Below are 21,333 nucleotides of genomic sequence, written 5' to 3'. Positions count from 1 at the left end.
TTTAGAATGTATATGACACAGTGGTCATCACATTTCTGGGTGCTCCGGGAAACGCTCGAATAAAATCATAACCGCCCACCCAGTGGGTCTTATCAAAGATATTGTTTATGTTCAACTGAATCTGAACCTTATTGAGATTGTAATAAATAGCGGCATCGAACAATCCATATTCCGGGAACTCGGTAGGATTTGCACCGCTCGCCACAATGGAACCGAAACGTTCCGAAACAAAATTATAGCCCGCACCAAAGCCAATTCCTTTATAGCGCCCATTGTTGATGATATACTTGGTCCAGAGGTTTCCCATATGTCTGGGAGCATTTGGTTTTTGACGACCAATTTCTGCGGGGTCATCGCTCTCGGTAAATTTGGCATCATTAAAGGCATAACCGGCCACAATGCTCCAATTGGGCGTAATGTTTCCCGCAACGTCCAATTCAAAACCCTTTGCTTCTTCTTCCCCGATCTGAACCAGTCTCTCTGGATTTTCTGGATCGTCCGCATTGTACAGTTCTCCTCTTTGTGTGAGTTTATAAAATGCCAGGGATGCACTCAACCTACCATTGAACCAATCGGATTTGGCTCCAAATTCGAACAGTTCGCTCTCTAAGGGATCAAAAGGACCACCAGCCTCCGGGTTGATAATATCCACCGCGGTCTGTGGTTGAAAACCTTGTACCCAAGTGCCATACAGGTTGATATTGGGATTGAGCGTATACACCAGTCCAACTCTCGGTAAAAAAGCTTTTTGCTCAAATTGTTGTTCATCTTCGCTTTCGTAATCTATAAAATCGGTAAAGTATTCCTGCCTAAGTCCTATCAAAAGTTTGAAAGCACCCAATGCTGCCTGATTCTGTAGATATACACCATGGGAACGTTGTAAAAATTGATTGAAGGTTCTTGTAGTGTACACATAGTTGGTCATGTCCCTAAGTCCGTTAGCTATGGGCGAGGTCAAGTCAAAATGACCAACGTTGGTCGCTGGATTCCCATCGGCATCCAACACATAATCATCCACATTATCAGCATTAAAAACATTGGTTGCCGTTCCGTCTTGCAATAAATAACTCCTTGCTTCCAGTTGTGAACCTCCCGGCTCCAGTTCTTGTTGAAAATAATCATAACCTACCAGTAATGTGTTCTTAATATTTCCAATATCAAATTTGATATTGAAATAGTTGTTGAAACTGTTATTGTCCCAACTGCGTTTTCTGATGAATACCCGCATAGCAACTTTTTCTTCATCAATACTGCCATCTCCCAAAGCTGCAAATCGGTTGGAGGTACGGTGCTCCAACAAATCCTCATCATAGGTGGAACGCATAAAGACGCTGTTAAAAGTGATATTGTCATTGAAATTATGCTGTAACGAAACTGTTCCGTTGAGTGTAAGTTCATTTAAGAAGTCATTGGCAGCGCTTAACGATTTGGTTATAGGGGTAGAAAATAAATCGCCATCGCCAAAAACAGCTTGACCACGATCTAATCGTCCTTTGGAATCTTGATATACTATATCGAAATTAAGCTTGGTGTTTTCTGTGGGAAGAAATGAAAATGAAGGAGCAAAAACAAGATTCCGTGCAAATTGAAGGTCTCGAAACCCATCGGTATTTTCATAACCTATATTTAAACGGTACAGTAATTTATTATCACTGCTCATAGGTCCTGTAAAATCAGCAAGCGTTCTAAATGTATTGAAACTACCAACAGAAGCGGTTATGGATTGTCTTGATTCAGGAAGTGGTTTTTTTGTAACCCGATTAATGGTTCCTCCCGGTGATGCATTGCCGAATAGGGCAGATGCCGGACCTTTTATAACCTCTACCCGTTCTATGTGGGGAATCAACTGTTGTTTCCAAAAACTGGTAAAGGCACGCATGCCGTTGACCAAGTTTCCCGAATTACGTTGTCCTTGTACACGGAATCCACGGATGGTAATATCATTATAAAAACTGAACTGATTGACACCACTAATGTTCTTGACCACGTCATTCAGCGTAAATGCCGCTTGGTCCAGGGCCAGTTCTTTAGTTACAAAGTTTATGGTAGTGGGCACTTCCTTTATGGGTGCTGCTGACTTTGTTGCTGCATAGGACACAGTATTTTTGTAGCCAGTCTCCCTTCTACCAATAATTTCCACGGGTTGCAATTGAAGCTGACCTTCGGAAAGTTTGACCTGAATGGTAACCGTTTCATTAGGATTTACTGTAATGGGATATTCCAAACTTGCGAGTCCCATAGATGAAATCATCAATATCTGAGGTCCGGTCGGAACTCCTGTCAGTATAAATTTTCCTTCTGCATCGGACGCTGTGCCATAACTTGTGCCACGTAGCAATATGTTAGCAAAGGGGGCAATTGAACCATCGTCGTTTAAGGTTGCGCCTTCAATGTTTCCTGTTTGTGCATGGCCAGTGAATGTTACAAACATAATTAATAGAACAGGAATAAAATTTTTCATATATTTTATTTAGACTTATTAAAAATAATAATTCAACCAAATTTTTTTAACCAATTCTGTATTCTTCCAGAGTTTGGTTCATATTCAAAGTAAATTGAGTTCCTACAATCAAATCCTCCAATTGTTTCAATCTATCTTCATCAATTTTTAGACATAAATCATGCATAGGCCCAGAGCACCATATTTTGTTGCACGGATTACCTTGACATTCTTCGCAAAAGCAAGCCTTGTCCGAATTGCGAACAACTTCTAAAAGATGTGAAAGATCATCTACGGACATAAAAATTCCAATAGAATCAACAACCAATTGAAGCGTGCAAATAGGATTGGGTGCATTTTGAATTGCGTAGCAAGCACCATATTCATTTCTATAGATCTGTTCCATGATTATTTGTGATTTTACTCGATTGTAAAGATTATCATACTCCTGGGTTTGCCTTGGAGATTATTCATTTTTTAAAAAGCCGAAGAGCATAATTAATACCCTCCGGCCCAACTAACTCAAACTAACTATAAATTGAGCAAACATTTTATATGGGTTTAATCCAAAGTAAATGTTGCCATTTTGCTTTTTCCCTTAAAACCAGCGCAATGTTGACAGCAAACAAAGCGCCTGTTTGTAGCAATTCAGGGATTTCGTCCGATTCTAAAAAAACATGGAACAAAAAGATGTGTAGGGTTATCGGCAATAGAAATACTGCACCGATAAATCCAGTTCCCTGTAATAACAATAAAATACCGAACAAAAGTTCGCAGATGCCCAGCACCTGCCAAAAATACCCCGTTTGCTTGGCCCCGCTGATATACAAAATCTTTTGTAAGGTGCTTTCTTTTTCGGGTGCCTTAAACTTTTCTGCCTTTTCCACAACTTCTACAGGAGCGGGGATGGGCTTTTGAAATTTTTGGATACCGCCGTAAATCATAAATCCACCCAAGAACAATCGCATTAAAATATACAGGATATTTACTGTTTTCATCTTATTGTACAGTTAAAGAAGTTTCACCCTCATTTGGATTGTAGACATATTGAAATGTATAAAATCTTAGGTCGTTCTGGGCTATGTCTGGTGTAATATCAGATGGGGCATCCCGATAATAGCTTAAAAACTCAACTTTAGCATATTTTCCGTCGTGTGTCCGGACCACAAAAATTTTACCTGGTATTGGTGAAAGAATATTGGTCATAAAGTTATAATTGTACCAGCCGTTATCGCTACCTGCGGGAATGGCATATGCACCGTCTGCGTCTTGGGCAAAAGTTAGACCATCTGCAGAAGTTACGCTTGCAAAAGTTCCAGTTTCTATAGCTATACCTCCGTTTCCGTTTCTTGTAGGCTCGTCGTTGGTGCCCGTAGCGGTGCCGCCGTTTACGGCTATACTGGTGCCACGAAAAGCAAGGTCCCATTCAGTATCGCTAGTGGTGACAGCACCGGTTTCAAAGCTGAACTTGGTAAACTCGCCAGATATTTCGCCCTGACCTTGGCCACCTGTTTGGGGAGCAGGAATATTGCTGGCCGTTTTGCTTTCAACAGCTTCAAGTTCGGGGCTATCATCGTCATCGCTACAGCTAAAAAATACAAACGAGATTAAAAGTAGGGTAAAGAGTTTTAAAGAAATTTTCATGGTGATCTAAAGTTTAAAATTGAATATTAAGTCTTGTGAATAATTGTATTCCCGGATTTATAAGTACTTCATTATCTTGTGCTGCAAGGGGGTTATTGCCCTTAAAGTCCAAAAGGTTATTAACCCCCAGTTGCAGACTGTAATGTTCAAGAAAAGTTTTTCCAAAAGCTAAGTTGACCAACGCATAGCCGTCTACAAAGCTATTGTCAAAATCATCTAAGATATCATTGCCATTCCTGTCCGTAAGACCAAACCTTGATCGATAAACAACCCGTAGGTTTGCATTGGCATCCCATTTTGGGATTTTGTAAAACGCTTTAAAGTTTACGGTATGTCGGGAACGGTTTTCCAATCCAAAATAATCCGAACGCGATAACTGGAACGTTTCCAGTGTCTCTGGGTCACGGGCAAAGACCTCACCGTTTTCTATAGCATCTTCTTTGTCCTTGTCATAGGCGAACAATAGCTGATAACCAGCTGAGAGATTTAGGTTTTCCGAGAATTTGTATTTTAGGTCGATTTCAGCACCTTGGGTATAGACACTTTCACGGTTTATGTAACCAAAAACGTTCTGACCATTGGTCTTTGAGGCCAAGATTTGGGTATCGATCAGGTTCTTAAAATCGTTTCTGAAGAAATTTATATCTGAAGAAATTTTTCCTTTCTTATATGAAAAGCCTAGATTGTATCCTACAGAGCTTTCGGCGTTCAATCTTTCGCCCAACTGTGAGGGATCTACCTGTAATGTAGCTATCTCATCATTTTCTTGAAGGCGTTTTATGCCCGCCGCTTCAACCTCTTTACCAAAAACAGAATAACCGCCACCTGCTGCGTTGGTAAAGTCCAAGTACAATTGGCGAAAGTCAGGAGCCTTGAATCCACTACCAACGGAACCTTTTACTGAAAAATTTGTGGAGAAGTCATATTTAGCGGAAATTTTAGGACTCAACTGGGAGTTGTATTCACTGTGATTATCAAAACGTGCACCCGCAATGATATTAAGATTTTCAAGAGGCTTAAAATCATATTGCGCAAAGGCATACTGAGAATTGAATGTGATGGTTTCAGCAAAGAGCGAGCGGTCCAAGTTTTCCAGATTGTAACCAATACCCAGTGTCATAGTATTGGTTTGACTAAAAGAATGATTAAAGCGAACTTCTGGCCTAAAAAGTTTTTGGTCAAAATCATTGGCGATCAGAAGTTCATCGTCAATGGGGTCTACGACTTCTTCATTTGTAGTATAATTGGTATAGTAGAACTCGTATTGTAAGTTAGTTTTTTCTGAAGGGTCATGGTTAAGGCGAAGCAGTACATTGGAATCTCTTTCTTCACTGGTACTGGGCTGGACATCAAACTCTTGGAAAAAATACCTGCCCGATGCGAAGACATCCAGATTTTCTGTAATATCTGCGAAGATTCTACCGTTGAAAGTATAATTATAAAATGGATTTACGGTTTGCCCGTCGCTTGAAGGAGCAAGATCAAAACCATCAGTGCTCAAGCGGTCCGCAAAAAAAGAGTATCCTATTTTTTCAAAACGTTGATTGAGACTAAGGTTCGTATTTTGGTTGTTGAATGTAGCAGCTCGGTGCGAGATTTGTCCACTGATATTTTCTGTTGTTGGTTTTTCCGTAATGATATTGATTACGCCACCAAGCGCTTCCGAACCAAATAAACTGGAAGATGGGCCTTTTACCACTTCAATCTGCTTTATGTTTCCTATGGCAAATCGGCTTAGGTCAAGGTTGCCGGAACTCCTTCCTACTACTGGTACCCCATCTATAAGGATTAATACATAATCAGATGCTATGCCTTGTATTTGTACTCCTTCACCGCCTCCAATTGTAGCATCAGGAGTCATTATAATTCCAGTCTGTTCATTCAATATTTCATTTAAGCGGGTGACCCCGGTTTGTTGCAGTTGTTCTTTGTTGATAAGAGTCACTGGCAGGGGCAAGGAGGATAATTGACGTACCGTACGGGTAGCGGTAACTATGACCTCATCCAATTTTTCAGTTAGAACCGAGTCCTTCCCTTCTCTTTCTTGAGCATTTATAGATGCACAGAAAAAAAGTAGAAAATAAAAGAGAATATTGTTTTTATTTAGACTCATTCTATTTATTTTAGCAGCAAATATATATTTTATTTTTAATCAATCTAAATAAGAACAACTTTAATTTTCAACTTTTTTAATCCCAAAAAATAATCCTTAAAAAAAATGAAACGTGTAACACTTTTTAGCATTTTAAGTTTTGCTTTTGCATTCGCAGCAATGGCTCAGAACAAAAAAGAACAGGACAGGAAAGCCATTAAGGATATGTGCGGCTGTTATGATATCACCTTTAAGTATACAGAAACATTTGCGCCCGAAATTGATTATGAAAAAAAGATGGATTATACTGCCAGTGCCCTAGAATTGGCATTGCCCATAGTTGACGAGGATAATAAAATATCCATTCAGCATCTTTTGGTGGTTAACGACACCATGGTCATCAAGCACTGGAGGCAAGATTGGGAATATGAAAATCAAGAGATTTTCCATTATGACAAGGAAAATAATTGGGTGTTCAACACTTTACCTGCTGATGAGGTAAAAGGGCAGTGGACTCAAAAAGTTTATCAAGTTGATGACAGTCCAAGATACTCCGGTTCGGCTACATGGATACATGCTGATGGAAAACACTATTGGGAAAACAAGTCTGATTCACCTCTACCAAGAAGGGAATACACAAAACGAAGTGATTACAATGTAATGTTACGTGGTAATCGCCAAGAAATTACCGATTATGGGTGGGTGCACGAGCAGGATAATGATAAGGTCTTGCGCAAAGATGGTGAAGAGGATGTGTTACTGGCCCAGGAAAAGGGATGGAATATCTACACTAAAGTGGCCGATGAAAAATGTCAGCTTGCTATGGACTGGTGGAAAGAGCATAACGGTTTTTGGGCAAACGTTAGAACTTCTTGGGATAAAATATACGATAGGCAAGGTGATTTGACCTTGGCAAGAAAAGTGGATGAAAAGCCTTTGTTCATGCACTTATATCCACTGGAAAAAATGAACGCCGACAGTGAAAAGATTACTGCCGTACTTTCAAAGTTTGTTATAGACCCAAAAACAGTGAAAGGTGAAGCTGGAAAGTAAGTCGAGTTTAATAATAATGGCCATGCTTTGCATGGCTTTTTTATTTTTGGGATTTTCGCTAGAAAAAATCTCTCCACGACTTCAGGAAAAATTGAACAACGCTGTACAATCTACTTTTGAAGTGGAAGCTTTTGAGCTTCAGCACGTAGCTGTAGCTGAAACTATTAATACCAAAACAACTGTTGAACTGGGTCAAGAAAACCTCTTCAGGATTATTAAAGGTGATGAATTTATCGGCTATGCCTATTTAGGGGAGGCGCCAAGTATGAAAAATGTATTTGACTACGTGGTTCTTTTTAATCCTGACCTGAGCATCAAAAAATCCAAAGTGCTTATCTATAGGGAAGATTATGGCAGACAAATCGGGAGCCAGCGTTGGTTGAAGCAGTTTATCGGCAAAAAATCCGGGGACAGTGTTACGTATGGTGAGGATGTGGATGCGATTGCAGGTGCAACGATTTCAGCAAAATCGATGACAAATGCTGTTGATGAGGTTTTATCATCAATGGAAATTTTGAACGAGGCCAAAATTTTATAAACCTGATTGCCATAGTATGAATAAAATTCCGAGCATTCAATTCTTTCCAAGGGAAATCAAAGTATTGATAGCTCTTTTTTTGATTGTTGTAAGTACGGGTTTTCTCTCTGCCCTACAATTTGTGAATCTTACAACAGATGGCAATCCCAAAGGAATTGAGGAAAACTATCTGGGGAATGAGGAAGACCTTGAAGCCGCTGAAATGAAATTTGCCAAAAGCGAAAGACAGATACTCAACATTGTCCACACGCATGTTTTGGCCATGGGAATGTTATTCTTCATTCTGGCCCTATTGATTTCCACTACACCAATAAAAAGTTTTTGGCGAAGTTTTTTACTGATAGAGCCCCTTATTTCGGTACTGCTTACCTTCGGCGGAATTTATCTTCTTTTTAAAGGAATACTATGGATGAAATATGTAATTATGGTATCGGGCCTTTTGATGACCTTTTCTTTCATAGTATCGGTTCTGGTAATTCTATTTTGGCTTTATAAAAAAACCGATAAAATTCCCTAGATCAAAACAACTAAATATTTATAAAGCATACCTGATAAAATCGCCAAACCAAAGCTTAATAAAGTTCCAATAAGCACATACTCCGTCAATTTTCTATTTTTCCCCTTATTAAGGTCCCCAAACCTAAAAACGGATTTGGCCGTTATTAAAAGACCTATGGATGCCCATTGGTTAAGTAAGATAAACCCAAAAACAAAAAGTCGTTCTAAAATACCAATATATGTTCCTGCATTTTTTAGGGAACCTCCTTCTTCATTGATTTCTTCATTGGCAATTTCGTTGATATATGGTGCGAGCAACATCCGCATGACTATTCCCGAAACATACGTTACAAAGACCAAAAAAGTGACCAAAAGAAGGTTTTCTTTATTGATAAGCGTTTCAAGTTCAATCGTATACGGGCTCACCCAGTATACCAAAATCGCAATCACCAAAAGATGTAGTAATTGGTCTAAAACGAATAGCCATCTGTAATTTTTGGCATTTGTAAATGCCAGTTTTGCTAAATCGATGAGATAATGGCTTATGATAATGATAAGAATTTGCCCTAAGTACTGAAACTGTAGCAGCAAAATAAGTGCGGTAAGATGTATTGCCATATGCCAGTAGAGATACTTGGACTTTGCTTTTTTTTCCAATTTATCGTCCACCCAATGTTTGGGCTGAAATACAAAATCGCCCAGAAAATGGGCCAATATCAATTTAAGTGCAAATAAGGTCATGTTCGTGTTAATTGGGCTTTATAAAATTGGATTAGTTTTTGAACTTCTTCAAACCCTGCCCTTAACAATGCTTCACTAATATTGCTCTGGGTCGTTTCCAGCAATGCTGCCAACTCTTTTTGATTGGCTTCGGGATTTTCCAAGGCAGTTTTTACGACTCTTGAGGTAGCCGGCAGCCAATTATCCATTGTCAAAGCGGCCAGCTCTAGCATTAGGTTGATCGTATTATCGAACGATGTCATGCTCGATTTTAGTGCCAAGGTCTGTTTTTTTAGATTTTCAAAGCATTCACCGGAATAAACGAATGCCGAACCATTGGATTCGGTAATTTTCTCTGAATCATAGTCCTTTTTACCTAGTCCAATACCCATTCTAACGTCCAATCCTTTTTTTTGCTTTAAGGTTGCTTTTATATGGATTGCAGCCTCCAAGACTATTTCTGGAGAAACTTCCAACTGAAAGCTATCCCCACGATAAACCTCCCAATTTGTAGGTTCCTTGCCATACGCATCTAAAATCTTTTTTAAATCAGGCAACCAAGTTTCCGGTTTCACCTTCCGTGAATCGATTATATCTCCAGTTATGATTGAAATTGTAGCATTCATTGCTACAAATATCGGCAAAATAACCGATAATTAAGAATATCGGCAAAATAACCGATAATTAAAAATATCGGCAAAATAACCGATAATTAAGAATATCGTTAAAATCACCGATATTGAAATGAGCGAAGTATTTCAAGCTCTTTTCTATTTTCTAATTGGAAATTTTCTCCCTAAGTTCTGGAATCAATTTTCCGTCTACCCAACTCAGTTCCCTTTCCTCGAAAGATGTTTTGGTCCAATTGGAAGTTTCATCGTAAATCTCGCCTATTTTTTTTTTGAAGACTATCTTTCCGGGAATACCATTTTCGTTATCAGGAAAAATAAATTTTTCGGTGTAATAATAAACCCCGGCTTCTGAGATTTCAGATAGTTCAGCAGCCTTGAATAATCCATCGTCGTGTGCAAAAAAATAAACTCCGCCACCTTCCACACCACAGGCTTCAGAATGATAATCGATATAAAGAATTCCGTTCAGATTTTCTAATCCCATAGGATTCATAGTCTTGATGCTTATGCCCGAATTCGCCAACTGTACTCTGTTTTCAATATAATCACCATTCTTTATATGCCTGATATCCAAAAAAGTCTTTTCACCTTCTTTGGAATATGCAAAAAAATAATTTGTTCCATTGAGGGTTTTCCTTTCCAAAGAGAATAGACCGCCAAGAATATAACCTGTCATATCATCATACTTTACTTTGTAAAAAGGAGAATCAAAACCTTTGTAGGGCCAAGAGAAGTCTGTTTTCTCAATGATTGTGACCCATTCGCCTATTTTCAAAAGTTCAAGGGTTTTGGATTTGGTGTCCGGCGCGGTACGTAATTTCACATTATTCCCGAACATATATACTTTGTCGCCAGCTTTAAAATCACACTCGTTCCAAACGCAGTGGTAATTTTCTTGGGCCGTGCCAAGAGAAAAAACAAACAAGGTGGTTAGGATGAATATTATAAATTGTGTCTTCATGATTTTATGTGTTAAGATTATAACAGTCCTATGGGATGTCATTAATATATACGCTCTATGATATTAAAATGGTTTTCTGCTGCTCTCTTTGGGGATTTCCCGATCAATTAATGTAAATACAATGTATATCCGTTAAAGTTTATTTTTTAATGTTCCGCTAACCCAAAAGACACTTGGGTGTACTGGCTTTAAAGAAACCTGATGACAAAAAGTACAATGGAAAACAGGGAAAAGAAAAATCGCCCTGGGGATTTTTTAAATTGAAAGATAGGTTGGTATACTTGTAGAATTCAAACAGGACAGAGCAATGGTATCATATCCATTTGTGTGATTATTTTACCAAATTATACAGAAACAACGAGCTTTAGAACTGGCCTTATTGTTCGGTAAAAAAAAGAAACCACGCCCATGGCAGGCGTGGCCTCTAAAATCAACAAAAAACATTATCCTCTTCTTTGTTTCCCCTGCATTGTCTTTTTGCCGTTCATTCCCTTTCTCAATGTCATTTTTTTCCAAGTTTGGTATTGATTATCTGTCAATACCTCCTTCATTTTTTGATGTTGCGCAATTTGATAATCCAAACGTTCATTTTCAATTTCAAAACGCTCATCGGGAGAAGGTTTCTCCCATTCGCCACTTTCCTTTTTTGCCATGCGCTCCTCATATTTAGCTTTACGCATTTTGGCACGTTCCAGATTTATTTCCATAACCTGTGCCTGTTGTACTTGGGTCAAGTCTAAAGCTAATGTCATCTTTTTGGTGTGCAACGTTGCAAGTTGCTCCGCTGTTAGGTCAGCTTTAAACGCTTTGCCTTTTTTGGCACCATCATTTCTTTGCGCAGAAACGCATAATGTACCCAATACTACCAATACTACTACTAATCGTCTCATAAGTCTAAATTTTAATGATTTGTTATTTGGACATAACTTGTAGTATTTGGTTTAAAGCCAAATAATCATTTATGAGTGTTTTAACATGGTAATATAGGATGTCCTAGTGCTGGGGTTCTAGAATTTCGTCTTGAAGTTTTTCAGATTCCAAATCGTCCGTAAATTCGATTTCTGCAAATTCTTTGTTTGAAACTTGATTTTGGAATTCATCTTCCTGTTCTATCCCATAATAAAGGAAAGCGGATATTGCGAAACAGGAAAAATAGATAAGACTTTTAATTCTATAGGTCATGATGTAAAGATTTGGGACCCCTAAAGTAGAGATTACATCCATAAATCACCATGATATGTTGCGAAACACCATTTTTTAGATGTATACCAGTTGTATGGTATGCATAACATCGATAAAATGCATAGTTTAATGGAAAACTACACGATAATAATGAATTTTAAGAATATTACCTGGGGTCTAAAATCATATCAATTCGGTCCAAAGCATCTTGAAGATGATATTTGCTCATTCTATCTGAAATTCGATTTAAGCCATTTCTGATGTCTTTTTTCAAGTTGTTCAGTTCGGCCCTTGCCACAGAACGAATATCCGATTGGCTTGTATTTACGATTGTTGATTTTCTGTAACCTCTAAAATCAGGAAGTTTTTTTTGATTCTCCGCGGTCATCAAATAACTCAAACGGTCTATATGTGCTTTTTGTAGGTTCCTTCTATACGTATCTATTGATTTTCCACTTTGGGTTTCGGACCAAATCCCACGTCGCATATCTGTCATCATATCCAAAAGCGTATATGCTTTGTCCCCATTAATGGTTTCGTTCTCGATTAGCCGTGCCATTTTGCCCAAGTGCATTACGGTATTTAAATAACGTTCTTGCACCGCGCGGATACGTTCCACAGAACCTGAGTATTCAATTTTATTAAAAATTTCTTGATCGATCAACCACTCTGGGGTCTTGAAAAGTTGCTCTTGTAGAAAAACCATGCAGTTCTCTTGATGTTCTTTGCCAACGTGTGTGTATACTGCACCATCTTGGTCGGCGGTTTTATGATACTCATAGACACCTCCTATATTATTGGCGACATGACCCATGTATCTTCGATATTGGTTCACTACTTGCCCGTATAGGGTTTCTAAATCTTCATAATCCTTCCCTTCTTCCGTAGTCCATTCATTTAATTTTGGAACGATGCGTTTTAAATTTGCTATTCCATAAAGGCTTGCTTTAATAGCATTGTCGCCCAGATCCTCTGTTTGGGAGCTTGGGTCGTGTATGTCCCCAATTTGCTGATGGCCAAAACGGTACATTGGGTCATTATCATGTTTTTTGATCCATTGGTTCAATATTGGCTTTTCGTCTTTTGCTGAAGTATCCAGAATAGGTTTGTATCCCCATCGGATGGCATACTTATCGTAAATACCGATGTTCGGCATCAAAGCGACCCCTTCATCACCAGGTTGGGCAACGTAGTTAAATCTGGCATAATCCATAATGGAAGGTGCGGTACCGTATTTCTGTGTAAACTCTTTAGAGCGCAAGGAATCTACAGGATAGGCAACGCTGCTCCCCATATTATGCGGTAGTCCAAGTGTGTGCCCTACCTCGTGGGCAGAAACAAAACGAATTAATCGTCCCATAATTTCATCCTTGAAAGCTACGCTACGGGCTTCTGGATTAATAGCCGCTGTTTGTACAAAGTACCAGTTTCGCAATAGCGTCATTACGTTATGGTACCAATTGATATCGGATTCCAGAATTTCACCACTACGGGGGTCACTTACATGTGGTCCGTTTGCGTTGGGAATGGGTGAGGCCAGATATCGGACAACAGAATAACGTATATCTTCTGGTGACCATTCAGGATCTTCTTCCTTAGTTGGTGGGTCTTTTGCCAAAATGGCATTTTTGAATCCAGCAGCTTCAAAAGCTACTTGCCAATCCTCAATTCCTTGTTTAATAAAAGGAACCCATTTTTTTGGTGTGGCACGGTCTACATAATATATAATTGGTTTTTTTGGTTCCACCAACTCGCCAGCTCTGTACTTTGCCAGATCTTCATCTTTGACTTCCAACCTCCAACGATCTAAGTAGCGTACTGTTTTACTTTCTTGCGCATCCAATCCGTAATCCACTTGACCTCTTGCAAACCAACCTACGCGTTTATCAAAATACCTACGCTTCATAGGTTCTTTTGGCAATAAGATCATGGAATTATTGATTTCCAAAGAAATGGAACCCATACTCTGGTTGCTGGGCGGTTCTTTGGCAACGTACGTCTTTACATGTCGCGCTTCTACATTTAAAGGATAGCTTTTGATAGATTCAATATAGCTACGATCATTATCCAAACGACTTACTTTGTATCTTTTACGGGAACTTTCGGGCATACCTATTGCGTTCACATCTTTGGAAAACAAAGGGTCGACTTCAATTACAGTAGCTGGGTTTAAGGAATCTTTCTTATTGAATGCTTTGATGTCAAAAGCGAAGAGAACAGGTTCAAAATTGGAATTGACCACGGCTTCGTGCACGGGTAAAGAATCTGCAGCATAGTTTCCATAAGATACGACGCGCAGCAGTACTTTTTTTGGTTTTTTCTCCCATCGCAACACTTGCGTATTGATTTTTCCGCCGCCAAAACCAATTCCTGTCGCCGTTTTTGATATACGGCTCACCATCAACATTTCACGACTGAACAACGAATCAGGGATTTCATAATAATGTTTATCGGCTACTTCATGGACTTTAAAAAGACCCTCATCGGTTTTTGCATCTTCTGTAATTACCTTGTGATATGGTTTAATTGCATCTTTTTTTAATTTATCCTCTGCTTTTTGTTCGGTCTTCTTTTTTTTCTTTTTGAAGAGTTGGGCTTCGGAACTTTGAAAAGTTCCTACCAATAAAATAAAGAACAAGACTTTTGGAAGTAATTTTTGAATCATTTTTATGTCGGTTTGATGTGATGAATACATCCAAAGAACCTAAAAAACCATAAAATAGACTGTTAAATAAATATTAACTCTCAATTATTATCAGGATAAAGTGAATCTCTGGGAGTATTGCATTTTATTGATGTTCCGCGTTGAAACACTATATATAGCTGGGCTGAACTGAAATAGCTTTCAAAAGAAAAAAAACAAAAACCTGTAACATTTTAAAATTTGCACAGTCTTATAAGCATATTACATCAATCAAAAAATTCAATCAAAAATGAACAAATTATTAATGATTTACGGATGCGCACTATTAGGTAGTCCCACCGTAGCAGAAGACCAACAAAGTACGGCAGCAGCTGTTGTAGAAACTAAGACTGAAACTGTCAGTACGTTTGAGAACAATTTATCGGTATTGACCATCAATGCTCAGGTAAACAATGAAACTTCCAAATTTTACAGTGTTGAAAATAGGGAATACTTTCAGTTGAATTTAGACGAAATTGAGTTTGTAGAAGAAGAATCGGAGTTTGATTTAGGTTTTAATACCTCCGATTACCTTCCAGAGGACTTTAATCCTTATGAAGCTTATTTTGATTTGAATTCCCTTATATACATTGAAGACGAAAATGAATTGAAGCTGGATTTCATCACCAGTGAATATTTACCGAAAGACTTTGATGCATATACCAAAGCTGTAGACGTGCATTCCATCAACTATGTAGAAGATGAGGAATTGGAGCTTGGCTTCAACACTTCAGATTTTCTTCCTGAGGGCTTTTCACCTTACGAACCATACGTAGATTTGAACGCTATAATTTATATAGAGGAGGAAATTGAATTGGAACTTGGTTTGGAGAGCGAGTATTCCTTGCCAGCTGGTTTTAATCCTTATTCAGATGATATTGCTGTAACATCCATCAACTTTATAGAGGATGAAGAAATAAACTTGGGTTTTGATACAAATTATTATCTACCCGAAAATTTTGACCCCTACGTAGCGGTCAACTAAGTAAGATGATATAGGATTTCATTTTACGAACTTTTGATTTAGTCAGTCAAAGGAAGCCCTCTAAACGAGGGCTTTTTTTATGCATTTTCTTCATTAAAAAATGTTTAAGAATTTGAATGGAATCGCTTAACAAAAATATAACAGTTTTTTCGACCAAGTGTAAATGGCAAAAAAGGTCGATCAAATATGTTGATTTTGCAAAAATCCATGCTTCTTACTAAAGCTTTAATAAAACTATAAAGCAGAAAATGACAATGTCTTGTTTTTATGGATTTCCTGTATTAGTTAACAAAAAACTAATTATAATAATCTTGAATTTTAGCGGTTTTATCTTTGTTGTAAATTAAAAAACGACCATTATGAAATACAATACTTTTTTACTTACCGCATTCTTTTTAGTGCTTGCTATATCTTTATCAAGTGCTAACGAAACTTATGTTTCAATGGAAGATTTTGATATTGATCAAGTCAGATTCATAGAAGATGAAGAAGATTTGGGACTTGGGTTCGATACATCAAAATATCTACCTGATGGGTTTAATGCCTATAAAGGGGAATTTTCCTTAAATGCCATCAATTTTATTGATTTATGTGACGAAGTTGAATTGGATTTTGATACCAACGGATATTTGCCCGAAGGATTTGACCCTTATATACAATAAGTTAGTTTCATACTATTTTTGAGTTAGTTAGTTTTAAGAACCCTCCTTTATTGGAGGGTTTACTTTTTTAAAATAGCAATGGTACCACAAACTGAAATACAAGAATCAGTAATCCAACTGATATAAGGTTCAATATAATGCCAACCTTGGCCATTTGAGAAACTTTTACATAGCCACTGGCAAAGACAATGGCATTTGGCGGAGTGGCCATGGGCAGCATAAAAGCGCAACTACTTGCCATGGTAACGGGAATCAGTAAATAGAGTATGGGAATGTCCAACCCTATTGCAATACCTGCAACTACAGGTGCTAAAACTGCTATAAGAGCAACATTGCTCATAAGTTCGGTCATAAAAAGCATTAAAAGAATCAATAGCGCTGCGGTAAGTATGATACTGATATCGCTCCCTGCTATCGCTACTGCTACCATATCCACTATTCCACTTGATGACATACCTTTGGCCAATGCCAGCCCGCCTCCAAAAAGTATGAGTATGCCCCACGCCAATTTCGAAGTATCTTTCCAATGAATCAGAAAATCACCCTTTTTTATATTGTAAGGTATTGCAAAGAGAGAAATTGCGGCAAGGATACTGATCATGGTATCTGTAAGTCCCAGATTCGGAAAAATACTGTTGATCAAAGTCCTAAAAATCCATAGGGAAACCGTGACCGCAAAAATTGCAAGAACCAATTTTTCCTTTCCTGATGTTGGCCCCAATTTTTGCAGCTCTATTTGAATTACCTCCTTTGATGCATTGAATTTTAAATCTTTGTTGGGGAACATCCATTTGACCAAGACCAGATAACTTATTCCTATCATTACTATTGAAAAAGGGAGCCCCAACGTCATCCATTTTAAAAAAGAGATTTCAATATTGTACTCATTTTCCAAGAGTCCGATCAATACTGAATTTGGTGGGGTACCGATAACCGTTGCAATTCCGCCAGCATTTGCTGAAAACGCTATACCCAGCATTACGCTCAATGAGAAATTCTTATCATTTTTTGTGAATCCATCTTCATCGTCTATCAACAAGCTGATTACAGATAATGCTATGGGAAGCATTACTACGGTACTAGCAGTATTGCTTATCCACATACTCAAAGATGCTGTCGCAATCATAAACCCAAGAATTACTTTATTGGGAGTGGTGCCCGTAAGTTTTATGATATTTAGTGCTATTCTTTTATGCAAATTCACTTTTTCCAACGCCAATGCCATGACAAATCCACCGAAAAAGAGAAATACTATCGGGCTTCCGTAATTGGCGCCCACATCCGCGATTGGCAGTATTTTTAGCAACGGAAATAGCAATAAGGGCAAAAGTGCAGTTACGGATATGGAAACGGCTTCGGTAATCCACCAAATCAACATCCAGACCGTAACGGAAATTACGGGGTCTCCTTTTTCTGAAACTATGTTAAAAGGTAAGTTGAGCAGTATAAGAAATACAACGGGACCAAGAATGAGTCCCGCTATTTTTGATTTTTCCATTGGTGGTCTTTAGCGTTCAAAGCTCTAAAGATAACAGGAACGACTTCAATTTGCCATTAACTTTTTTGCAAAAAGACCATCATTACGTTTTTCTACGGCAAATACGCCAAGTTTTGAAAGATTTTTGGTGCTTTTGTCCCATTTTTTACCGCTCAGTCCAGCTTTTGTTTTAAGTTCTGAAAGCAGCATTTCTTCCTCGGTTTTTAAAATATCCATTATTGTTTTCTCTTCTTCGGTAAGCTCGACCTGTTTTTTCTCAGGTCTCATTTGGGGGAAAAACAATACTTCTTGGATGGATGAATTGTTGGTCATGAGCATTACCAAACGATCAATACCAATACCTATTCCAGAAGTTGGGGGCATTCCATATTCAAGAGCTCGTAAAAAATCCTGGTCAATGAACATGGCCTCATCATCCCCTTTTTCCGATAGTCTTAGTTGCTCTTCAAAACGTTCCCGCTGATCGATCGGATCATTAAGTTCAGAATAGGCATTTGCCAATTCCTTTCCATTGACCATTAGCTCAAAGCGTTCGGTCAGTGCCGGATTATTACGGTGTTCTTTGGTAAGTGGACTCATTTCTTTTGGATAATCTATGATGAATGTAGGTTGTACGTAGTGATGCTCACACTTTTCCCCAAAAATCTCATCTATCAATTTACCAATACCCATAGTTTCATCAACTTCGATACCGAGTTTTTTGGCCACTTCACGAAGCTCTTCTTCATCCATTCCAGCGACATCATGGTCTGTGTGTATTTTAATAGCTTCCAAAATAGGAACACGTGCGTATGGGGCCTTGAACTCTATTTCATTCTCCCCCACTGTTACTTTGGTACTGCCAGTGGCATCCAAAGCAATTTTTTCCAAAAGTTGTTCCGTTGTGTCCATCATCCAATTATAGTCCTTGTAAGCTACATACAATTCCATGACGGTAAATTCTGGATTATGGGTACGATCCATACCTTCGTTTCTAAAATCCTTTGAGAATTCATAAACACCATCAAAACCACCTACAATTAACCGTTTTAAATAAAGTTCATTGGCAATTCTCAAATACAAAGGAATGTTCAGGGCATTATGGTGTGTTAAAAAAGGTCTGGCAGCAGCGCCCCCGGGAATCGGTTGTAAAATAGGAGTTTCCACCTCTAGATAACCTTTTTCATTATAAAATTCGCGAATACTGTTTGTAATCTTCGTACGCTTTACAAAAGTCTCTTTAACTGATGGATTCACCACTAAATCAACATAGCGTTGACGATAGCGCAATTCCGGATCATTGAACTCATCATAAATGTTGCCATCTCCATCTACTTTGGGCAAGGGCAGTGGACGTAATGCTTTGCTCAGTAAGCTAAATTTTTTGACCATCACGGTTTTTTCACCCACTTGTGTCATGAAAAGTTCACCCTCTATCCCAATAATGTCTCCAATATCCAGTAACTTTTTATAGACTTCATTATACTGGGTTTTATCGTCATTTGGGCAGATTTCATCACGGTTGAAGTAGACCTGTATACGACCTTCGCTATCCTGAAGTTCTGCGAAAGAAGCTTTGCCCTGAATTCTTCTTGACATCAACCTTCCAGAAATCACTACCCGTTTTCCCTCTTCAAAATCATTTTTGATGCTTTGCGAGGTAGCATCAACTGGATAAAGCGCAGCAGGGTAGGGATTTATCCCTAATTCCCTTAGTTTGGTCAATTTTTCCCTTCGAACGATTTCTTGTTCCGATAGTTGCATAGTCTATAAAAAATTAAAGCGCAAAATTACACTTTTGCGCTTTAATTCCTTAGTTGGCCTTACTTAATGTCGCATAATTGGGGGTATAGGGTTTTTCGTTGGTAATTTGCGCCATATCTTCTTCCAAAGATTCAATGGGACTTTCTACTATTCGGTTCACTTCTTTTCTATTTTTGAAAAAAACCATTGTTGGAACTTTTATAATGTTTAGACCCTCTTCCTCTCCTGTAGCGCTCTTTTTGTAATACTCTTTTCTCCTGTCCAGTGCAATGATTTCCAATTGTTCCATTGGAAATTTTGCAGCATCTAAAATTTTTATGATTCTGGGGACTTCTCTTTTACTGTCGCCGCACCAAGTGCCCAGAAAAAGTTTCACATGGTGTTTGGCGAGACGTTTTTTGAACATTTTTACTAAGGCGTAATCCACTTCATAATTCCCGTAACCTTGGTTGAACCAAGAATTGTAGGGCTCAGCTTGCAACCCCTTCCGATTAATTTTTCCTACCATAAATTTGCTGGCGTTTTCTAAAGTGATTTCTTTATTGAATTCTTGCGAAAACGTAAGTGTTGTCCAAATGCAAAAAACGATGATAATTTTTGATTTCATGATTTTCAGTTTAAGATTTGGATGCGAAAATCACATAAAACTAAAATGAACGAAGCATTGGGATAGTTGGAAATGAGGACTAGACCCCCGGTGGAAATTTTTTATTTTTTGAAAAGTTTCAAAATTTCCCCACGCGTGGAAACACCCAATTTTTTATAAAGGTTATTGATGTGCGTTTTAATCGTGCTATGACTTACAAACATGGCCAAAGCAATTTCCTTGTTACTTTTGTCCTGCAAAATCTGCGCTACAATTTTTTGCTCCTGCGGTGTCAGTTTTTCAACTAGGCTTTTATTCTTGGCCTTACTGTTCTTTCTTTTCGTAATTAAGAGATAAGCATTCAAACATGCCGAAATAAGGAAGAGAATCAATAGCGTCCATTTCCAGCTCCAAGATTTTTGACCCTTGAAGGTCGCTAATTGTTTATCCGTAGCTATCTCTGCTTCGTATTGTTGCGTAAATATTGCATTTGGATAGCTGTTCTTCAAACGTTCCAGTAAATTGGAATAGTAATCGTTTTTCAAAATATCATTTAAATAGAAAGAGTAGGTTTCGTTCTTTTTATCCGAAAGAAAGTCAAATAAATAGAGTTCCACCAAAGGTTCGTTGGTATTCTCGCCAAATTTCTGCAGTGTATGGAACCATTTCCTGGAATTGAGCTTCTTGTTGGTTTCGCTGATATAATTTGTAAAATCAAAAATCATTTCCTCTTTAAGACTTTCTACTTCTAAAAGAAAAGATGATTTTGGATTGGTTGATTGAATTGTACACAACGCCTGATTTTCAAAAGATGTAGGAAACTGCACAACGTCATTGTTGTTGGCCACAAAAAGAACACTTTCCGAACTACTGCATTGGCCCAAATAGTGATTGGAATCTGCGTTGTCCAAACAATCGTCCAAATGTATTCTATATATGCGATTTTCATTTAACAAATTGTTTCCTTTAAACTGAAAAAATCCTGTTGAATCAACTGCAGCTTTTTTTACAATCTGGTCCAAATATATCCGAGAGGATTTTCTGTAGTCTTCCACCAAGGATAAGTAAATCACCTTTCCGCCGTTTTCTTCTGATACGGTTCCAGAGAAACTGTATTGAGCTGATATTGGGAATATGGTCAGTGCCAAAACAAGAAAAGCGAAAGTTCGTATCATATTATGGGGTGTAATTTACTGGTTTTTATGTAACAAATCCTGAAATTCTTATACCTATAAGTAACATCAATCAAAATCAAATCAATGAGTTTCTGGAGAGTATTATTGGCGATTATTTTTCCACCCTTGTCAGTTATCGGAAAAGGTTGTGGTTCTTTTGTTATTGTATTACTTTTAACCTTATGTGGTTGGGTGCCCGGTATTATTGGGGCTTTGGTCATACTAAATAACACGAACTAAA

General features: G+C 38.1%; 21 protein-coding genes. 6 read left to right on the top strand and 15 right to left on the bottom strand.

What is annotated here, in order from left to right; translation table 11 throughout:
- Position 1: 1 nt before the first annotated feature.
- From HME9304_RS04510 to HME9304_RS04490, 5 genes are all read right to left on the bottom strand, one after another.
- Positions 2–2,461 carry a TonB-dependent receptor gene (locus HME9304_RS04510; RefSeq protein WP_112377444.1) on the bottom strand — a complete coding sequence of 820 codons (2,460 nt, stop codon included), beginning with the start codon at positions 2,459–2,461 and terminating at the stop codon, positions 2–4.
- A gap of 46 nt (positions 2,462–2,507) precedes the next feature.
- Complete coding sequence (locus tag HME9304_RS04505; protein ID WP_112377443.1) at positions 2,508–2,846, bottom strand: hypothetical protein; 339 nt, start codon at positions 2,844–2,846, stop codon at positions 2,508–2,510.
- A 145-nt stretch (positions 2,847–2,991) separates the two neighbouring features.
- The gene (locus tag HME9304_RS04500; RefSeq protein WP_112377442.1) at positions 2,992–3,438 is read right to left on the bottom strand and encodes a DoxX family membrane protein; all 447 of its coding nucleotides are present in this window, start codon (positions 3,436–3,438) and stop codon (positions 2,992–2,994) included.
- 1 nt (position 3,439) lies between these two features.
- Positions 3,440–4,084 (bottom strand): HmuY family protein, encoded by a 645-nt coding sequence (locus HME9304_RS04495; protein ID WP_112377441.1) that lies wholly within the window; start codon positions 4,082–4,084, stop codon positions 3,440–3,442.
- 13 nt (positions 4,085–4,097) lie between these two features.
- Entirely contained in the window at positions 4,098–6,197 is a 2,100-nt protein-coding gene (locus HME9304_RS04490) for a TonB-dependent receptor plug domain-containing protein (RefSeq protein WP_112377440.1), read from the bottom strand.
- Positions 6,198–6,302: 105 nt separating this feature from the next.
- Here HME9304_RS04490 and HME9304_RS04485 point away from each other — a divergent pair, with 105 nt between their 5' ends.
- Genes HME9304_RS04485 through HME9304_RS04475 form a run of 3 tightly spaced genes read left to right on the top strand, consistent with a single transcriptional unit; the run spans position 6,303 to position 8,284 of the window.
- A complete protein-coding gene (locus tag HME9304_RS04485; protein ID WP_112377439.1) occupies positions 6,303–7,229 on the top strand; it encodes a DUF6607 family protein in 927 nt (308 codons plus the stop codon).
- Positions 7,230–7,260: 31 nt separating this feature from the next.
- Positions 7,261–7,767 (top strand): FMN-binding protein, encoded by a 507-nt coding sequence (locus tag HME9304_RS04480; protein ID WP_164674759.1) that lies wholly within the window; start codon positions 7,261–7,263, stop codon positions 7,765–7,767.
- A 16-nt stretch (positions 7,768–7,783) separates the two neighbouring features.
- Positions 7,784–8,284 carry a hypothetical protein gene (locus tag HME9304_RS04475; protein ID WP_112377437.1) on the top strand — a complete coding sequence of 167 codons (501 nt, stop codon included), beginning with the start codon at positions 7,784–7,786 and terminating at the stop codon, positions 8,282–8,284.
- Here the strand turns inward: HME9304_RS04475 and HME9304_RS04470 are convergent.
- The 6 genes from HME9304_RS04470 to HME9304_RS04445 all read right to left on the bottom strand — a co-directional run bounded on the left by HME9304_RS04470 (position 8,281) and on the right by HME9304_RS04445 (position 14,425).
- A complete protein-coding gene (locus HME9304_RS04470) occupies positions 8,281–9,006 on the bottom strand; it encodes a DUF3307 domain-containing protein (RefSeq protein ID WP_112377436.1) in 726 nt (241 codons plus the stop codon). The genes HME9304_RS04475 and HME9304_RS04470 overlap by 4 nt on opposite strands.
- Positions 9,003–9,611 carry a transcriptional regulator gene (locus tag HME9304_RS04465; protein ID WP_112377435.1) on the bottom strand — a complete coding sequence of 203 codons (609 nt, stop codon included), beginning with the start codon at positions 9,609–9,611 and terminating at the stop codon, positions 9,003–9,005. The genes HME9304_RS04470 and HME9304_RS04465 overlap by 4 nt, the downstream gene beginning before the upstream one ends.
- Positions 9,612–9,762: 151 nt before the next feature.
- Positions 9,763–10,578 (bottom strand): SH3 domain-containing protein, encoded by an 816-nt coding sequence (locus HME9304_RS04460; protein WP_123877343.1) that lies wholly within the window; start codon positions 10,576–10,578, stop codon positions 9,763–9,765.
- 443 nt (positions 10,579–11,021) lie between these two features.
- Positions 11,022–11,468 (bottom strand): hypothetical protein, encoded by a 447-nt coding sequence (locus HME9304_RS04455; RefSeq protein WP_112377433.1) that lies wholly within the window; start codon positions 11,466–11,468, stop codon positions 11,022–11,024.
- A gap of 103 nt (positions 11,469–11,571) precedes the next feature.
- Positions 11,572–11,760, bottom strand: coding sequence for a hypothetical protein (locus HME9304_RS04450; RefSeq protein WP_112377432.1), 189 nt, complete (start codon positions 11,758–11,760; stop codon positions 11,572–11,574).
- A gap of 166 nt (positions 11,761–11,926) precedes the next feature.
- Positions 11,927–14,425 (bottom strand): zinc-dependent metalloprotease, encoded by a 2,499-nt coding sequence (locus tag HME9304_RS04445; RefSeq protein WP_112379723.1) that lies wholly within the window; start codon positions 14,423–14,425, stop codon positions 11,927–11,929.
- Positions 14,426–14,693: 268 nt separating this feature from the next.
- On the opposite strand from HME9304_RS04445, the gene HME9304_RS04440 reads away from it, so the two are divergent.
- Positions 14,694–15,428, top strand: a complete 735-nt coding sequence (locus HME9304_RS04440) for a hypothetical protein (protein WP_112377431.1) — start codon at positions 14,694–14,696, stop codon at positions 15,426–15,428.
- Positions 15,429–15,787: 359 nt separating this feature from the next.
- Positions 15,788–16,090, top strand: a complete 303-nt coding sequence (locus HME9304_RS04435) for a hypothetical protein (protein WP_112377430.1) — start codon at positions 15,788–15,790, stop codon at positions 16,088–16,090.
- 67 nt (positions 16,091–16,157) lie between these two features.
- Here HME9304_RS04435 and HME9304_RS04430 read toward each other — a convergent pair whose 3' ends face one another.
- The 4 genes from HME9304_RS04430 to HME9304_RS04415 all read right to left on the bottom strand — a co-directional run bounded on the left by HME9304_RS04430 (position 16,158) and on the right by HME9304_RS04415 (position 21,092).
- Positions 16,158–17,588 carry an SLC13 family permease gene (locus tag HME9304_RS04430; protein WP_112377429.1) on the bottom strand — a complete coding sequence of 477 codons (1,431 nt, stop codon included), beginning with the start codon at positions 17,586–17,588 and terminating at the stop codon, positions 16,158–16,160.
- Between the two features lie 45 nt (positions 17,589–17,633).
- Complete coding sequence (gene lysS / locus HME9304_RS04425; RefSeq protein ID WP_112377428.1) at positions 17,634–19,331, bottom strand: lysine--tRNA ligase; 1,698 nt, start codon at positions 19,329–19,331, stop codon at positions 17,634–17,636.
- A 49-nt stretch (positions 19,332–19,380) separates the two neighbouring features.
- Entirely contained in the window at positions 19,381–19,938 is a 558-nt protein-coding gene (locus HME9304_RS04420) for a thioredoxin family protein (RefSeq protein ID WP_112377427.1), read from the bottom strand.
- 101 nt (positions 19,939–20,039) lie between these two features.
- Entirely contained in the window at positions 20,040–21,092 is a 1,053-nt protein-coding gene (locus HME9304_RS04415; RefSeq protein WP_112377426.1) for a response regulator transcription factor, read from the bottom strand.
- A gap of 84 nt (positions 21,093–21,176) precedes the next feature.
- Between HME9304_RS04415 and HME9304_RS04410 the strand changes: the two genes are divergently transcribed.
- The gene (locus HME9304_RS04410; RefSeq protein WP_082433465.1) at positions 21,177–21,332 is read left to right on the top strand and encodes a YqaE/Pmp3 family membrane protein; all 156 of its coding nucleotides are present in this window, start codon (positions 21,177–21,179) and stop codon (positions 21,330–21,332) included.
- Position 21,333: the final 1 nt, after the last annotated feature.

The sequence above is a fragment of the Flagellimonas maritima genome (assembly GCF_003269425.1).
GTDB classification, from domain to species: Bacteria; Bacteroidota; Bacteroidia; order Flavobacteriales; family Flavobacteriaceae; genus Flagellimonas; species Flagellimonas maritima.
Note: the sequence above shows the minus strand (reverse complement) of the source record. Positions and strands in the feature narration are given on the sequence as shown.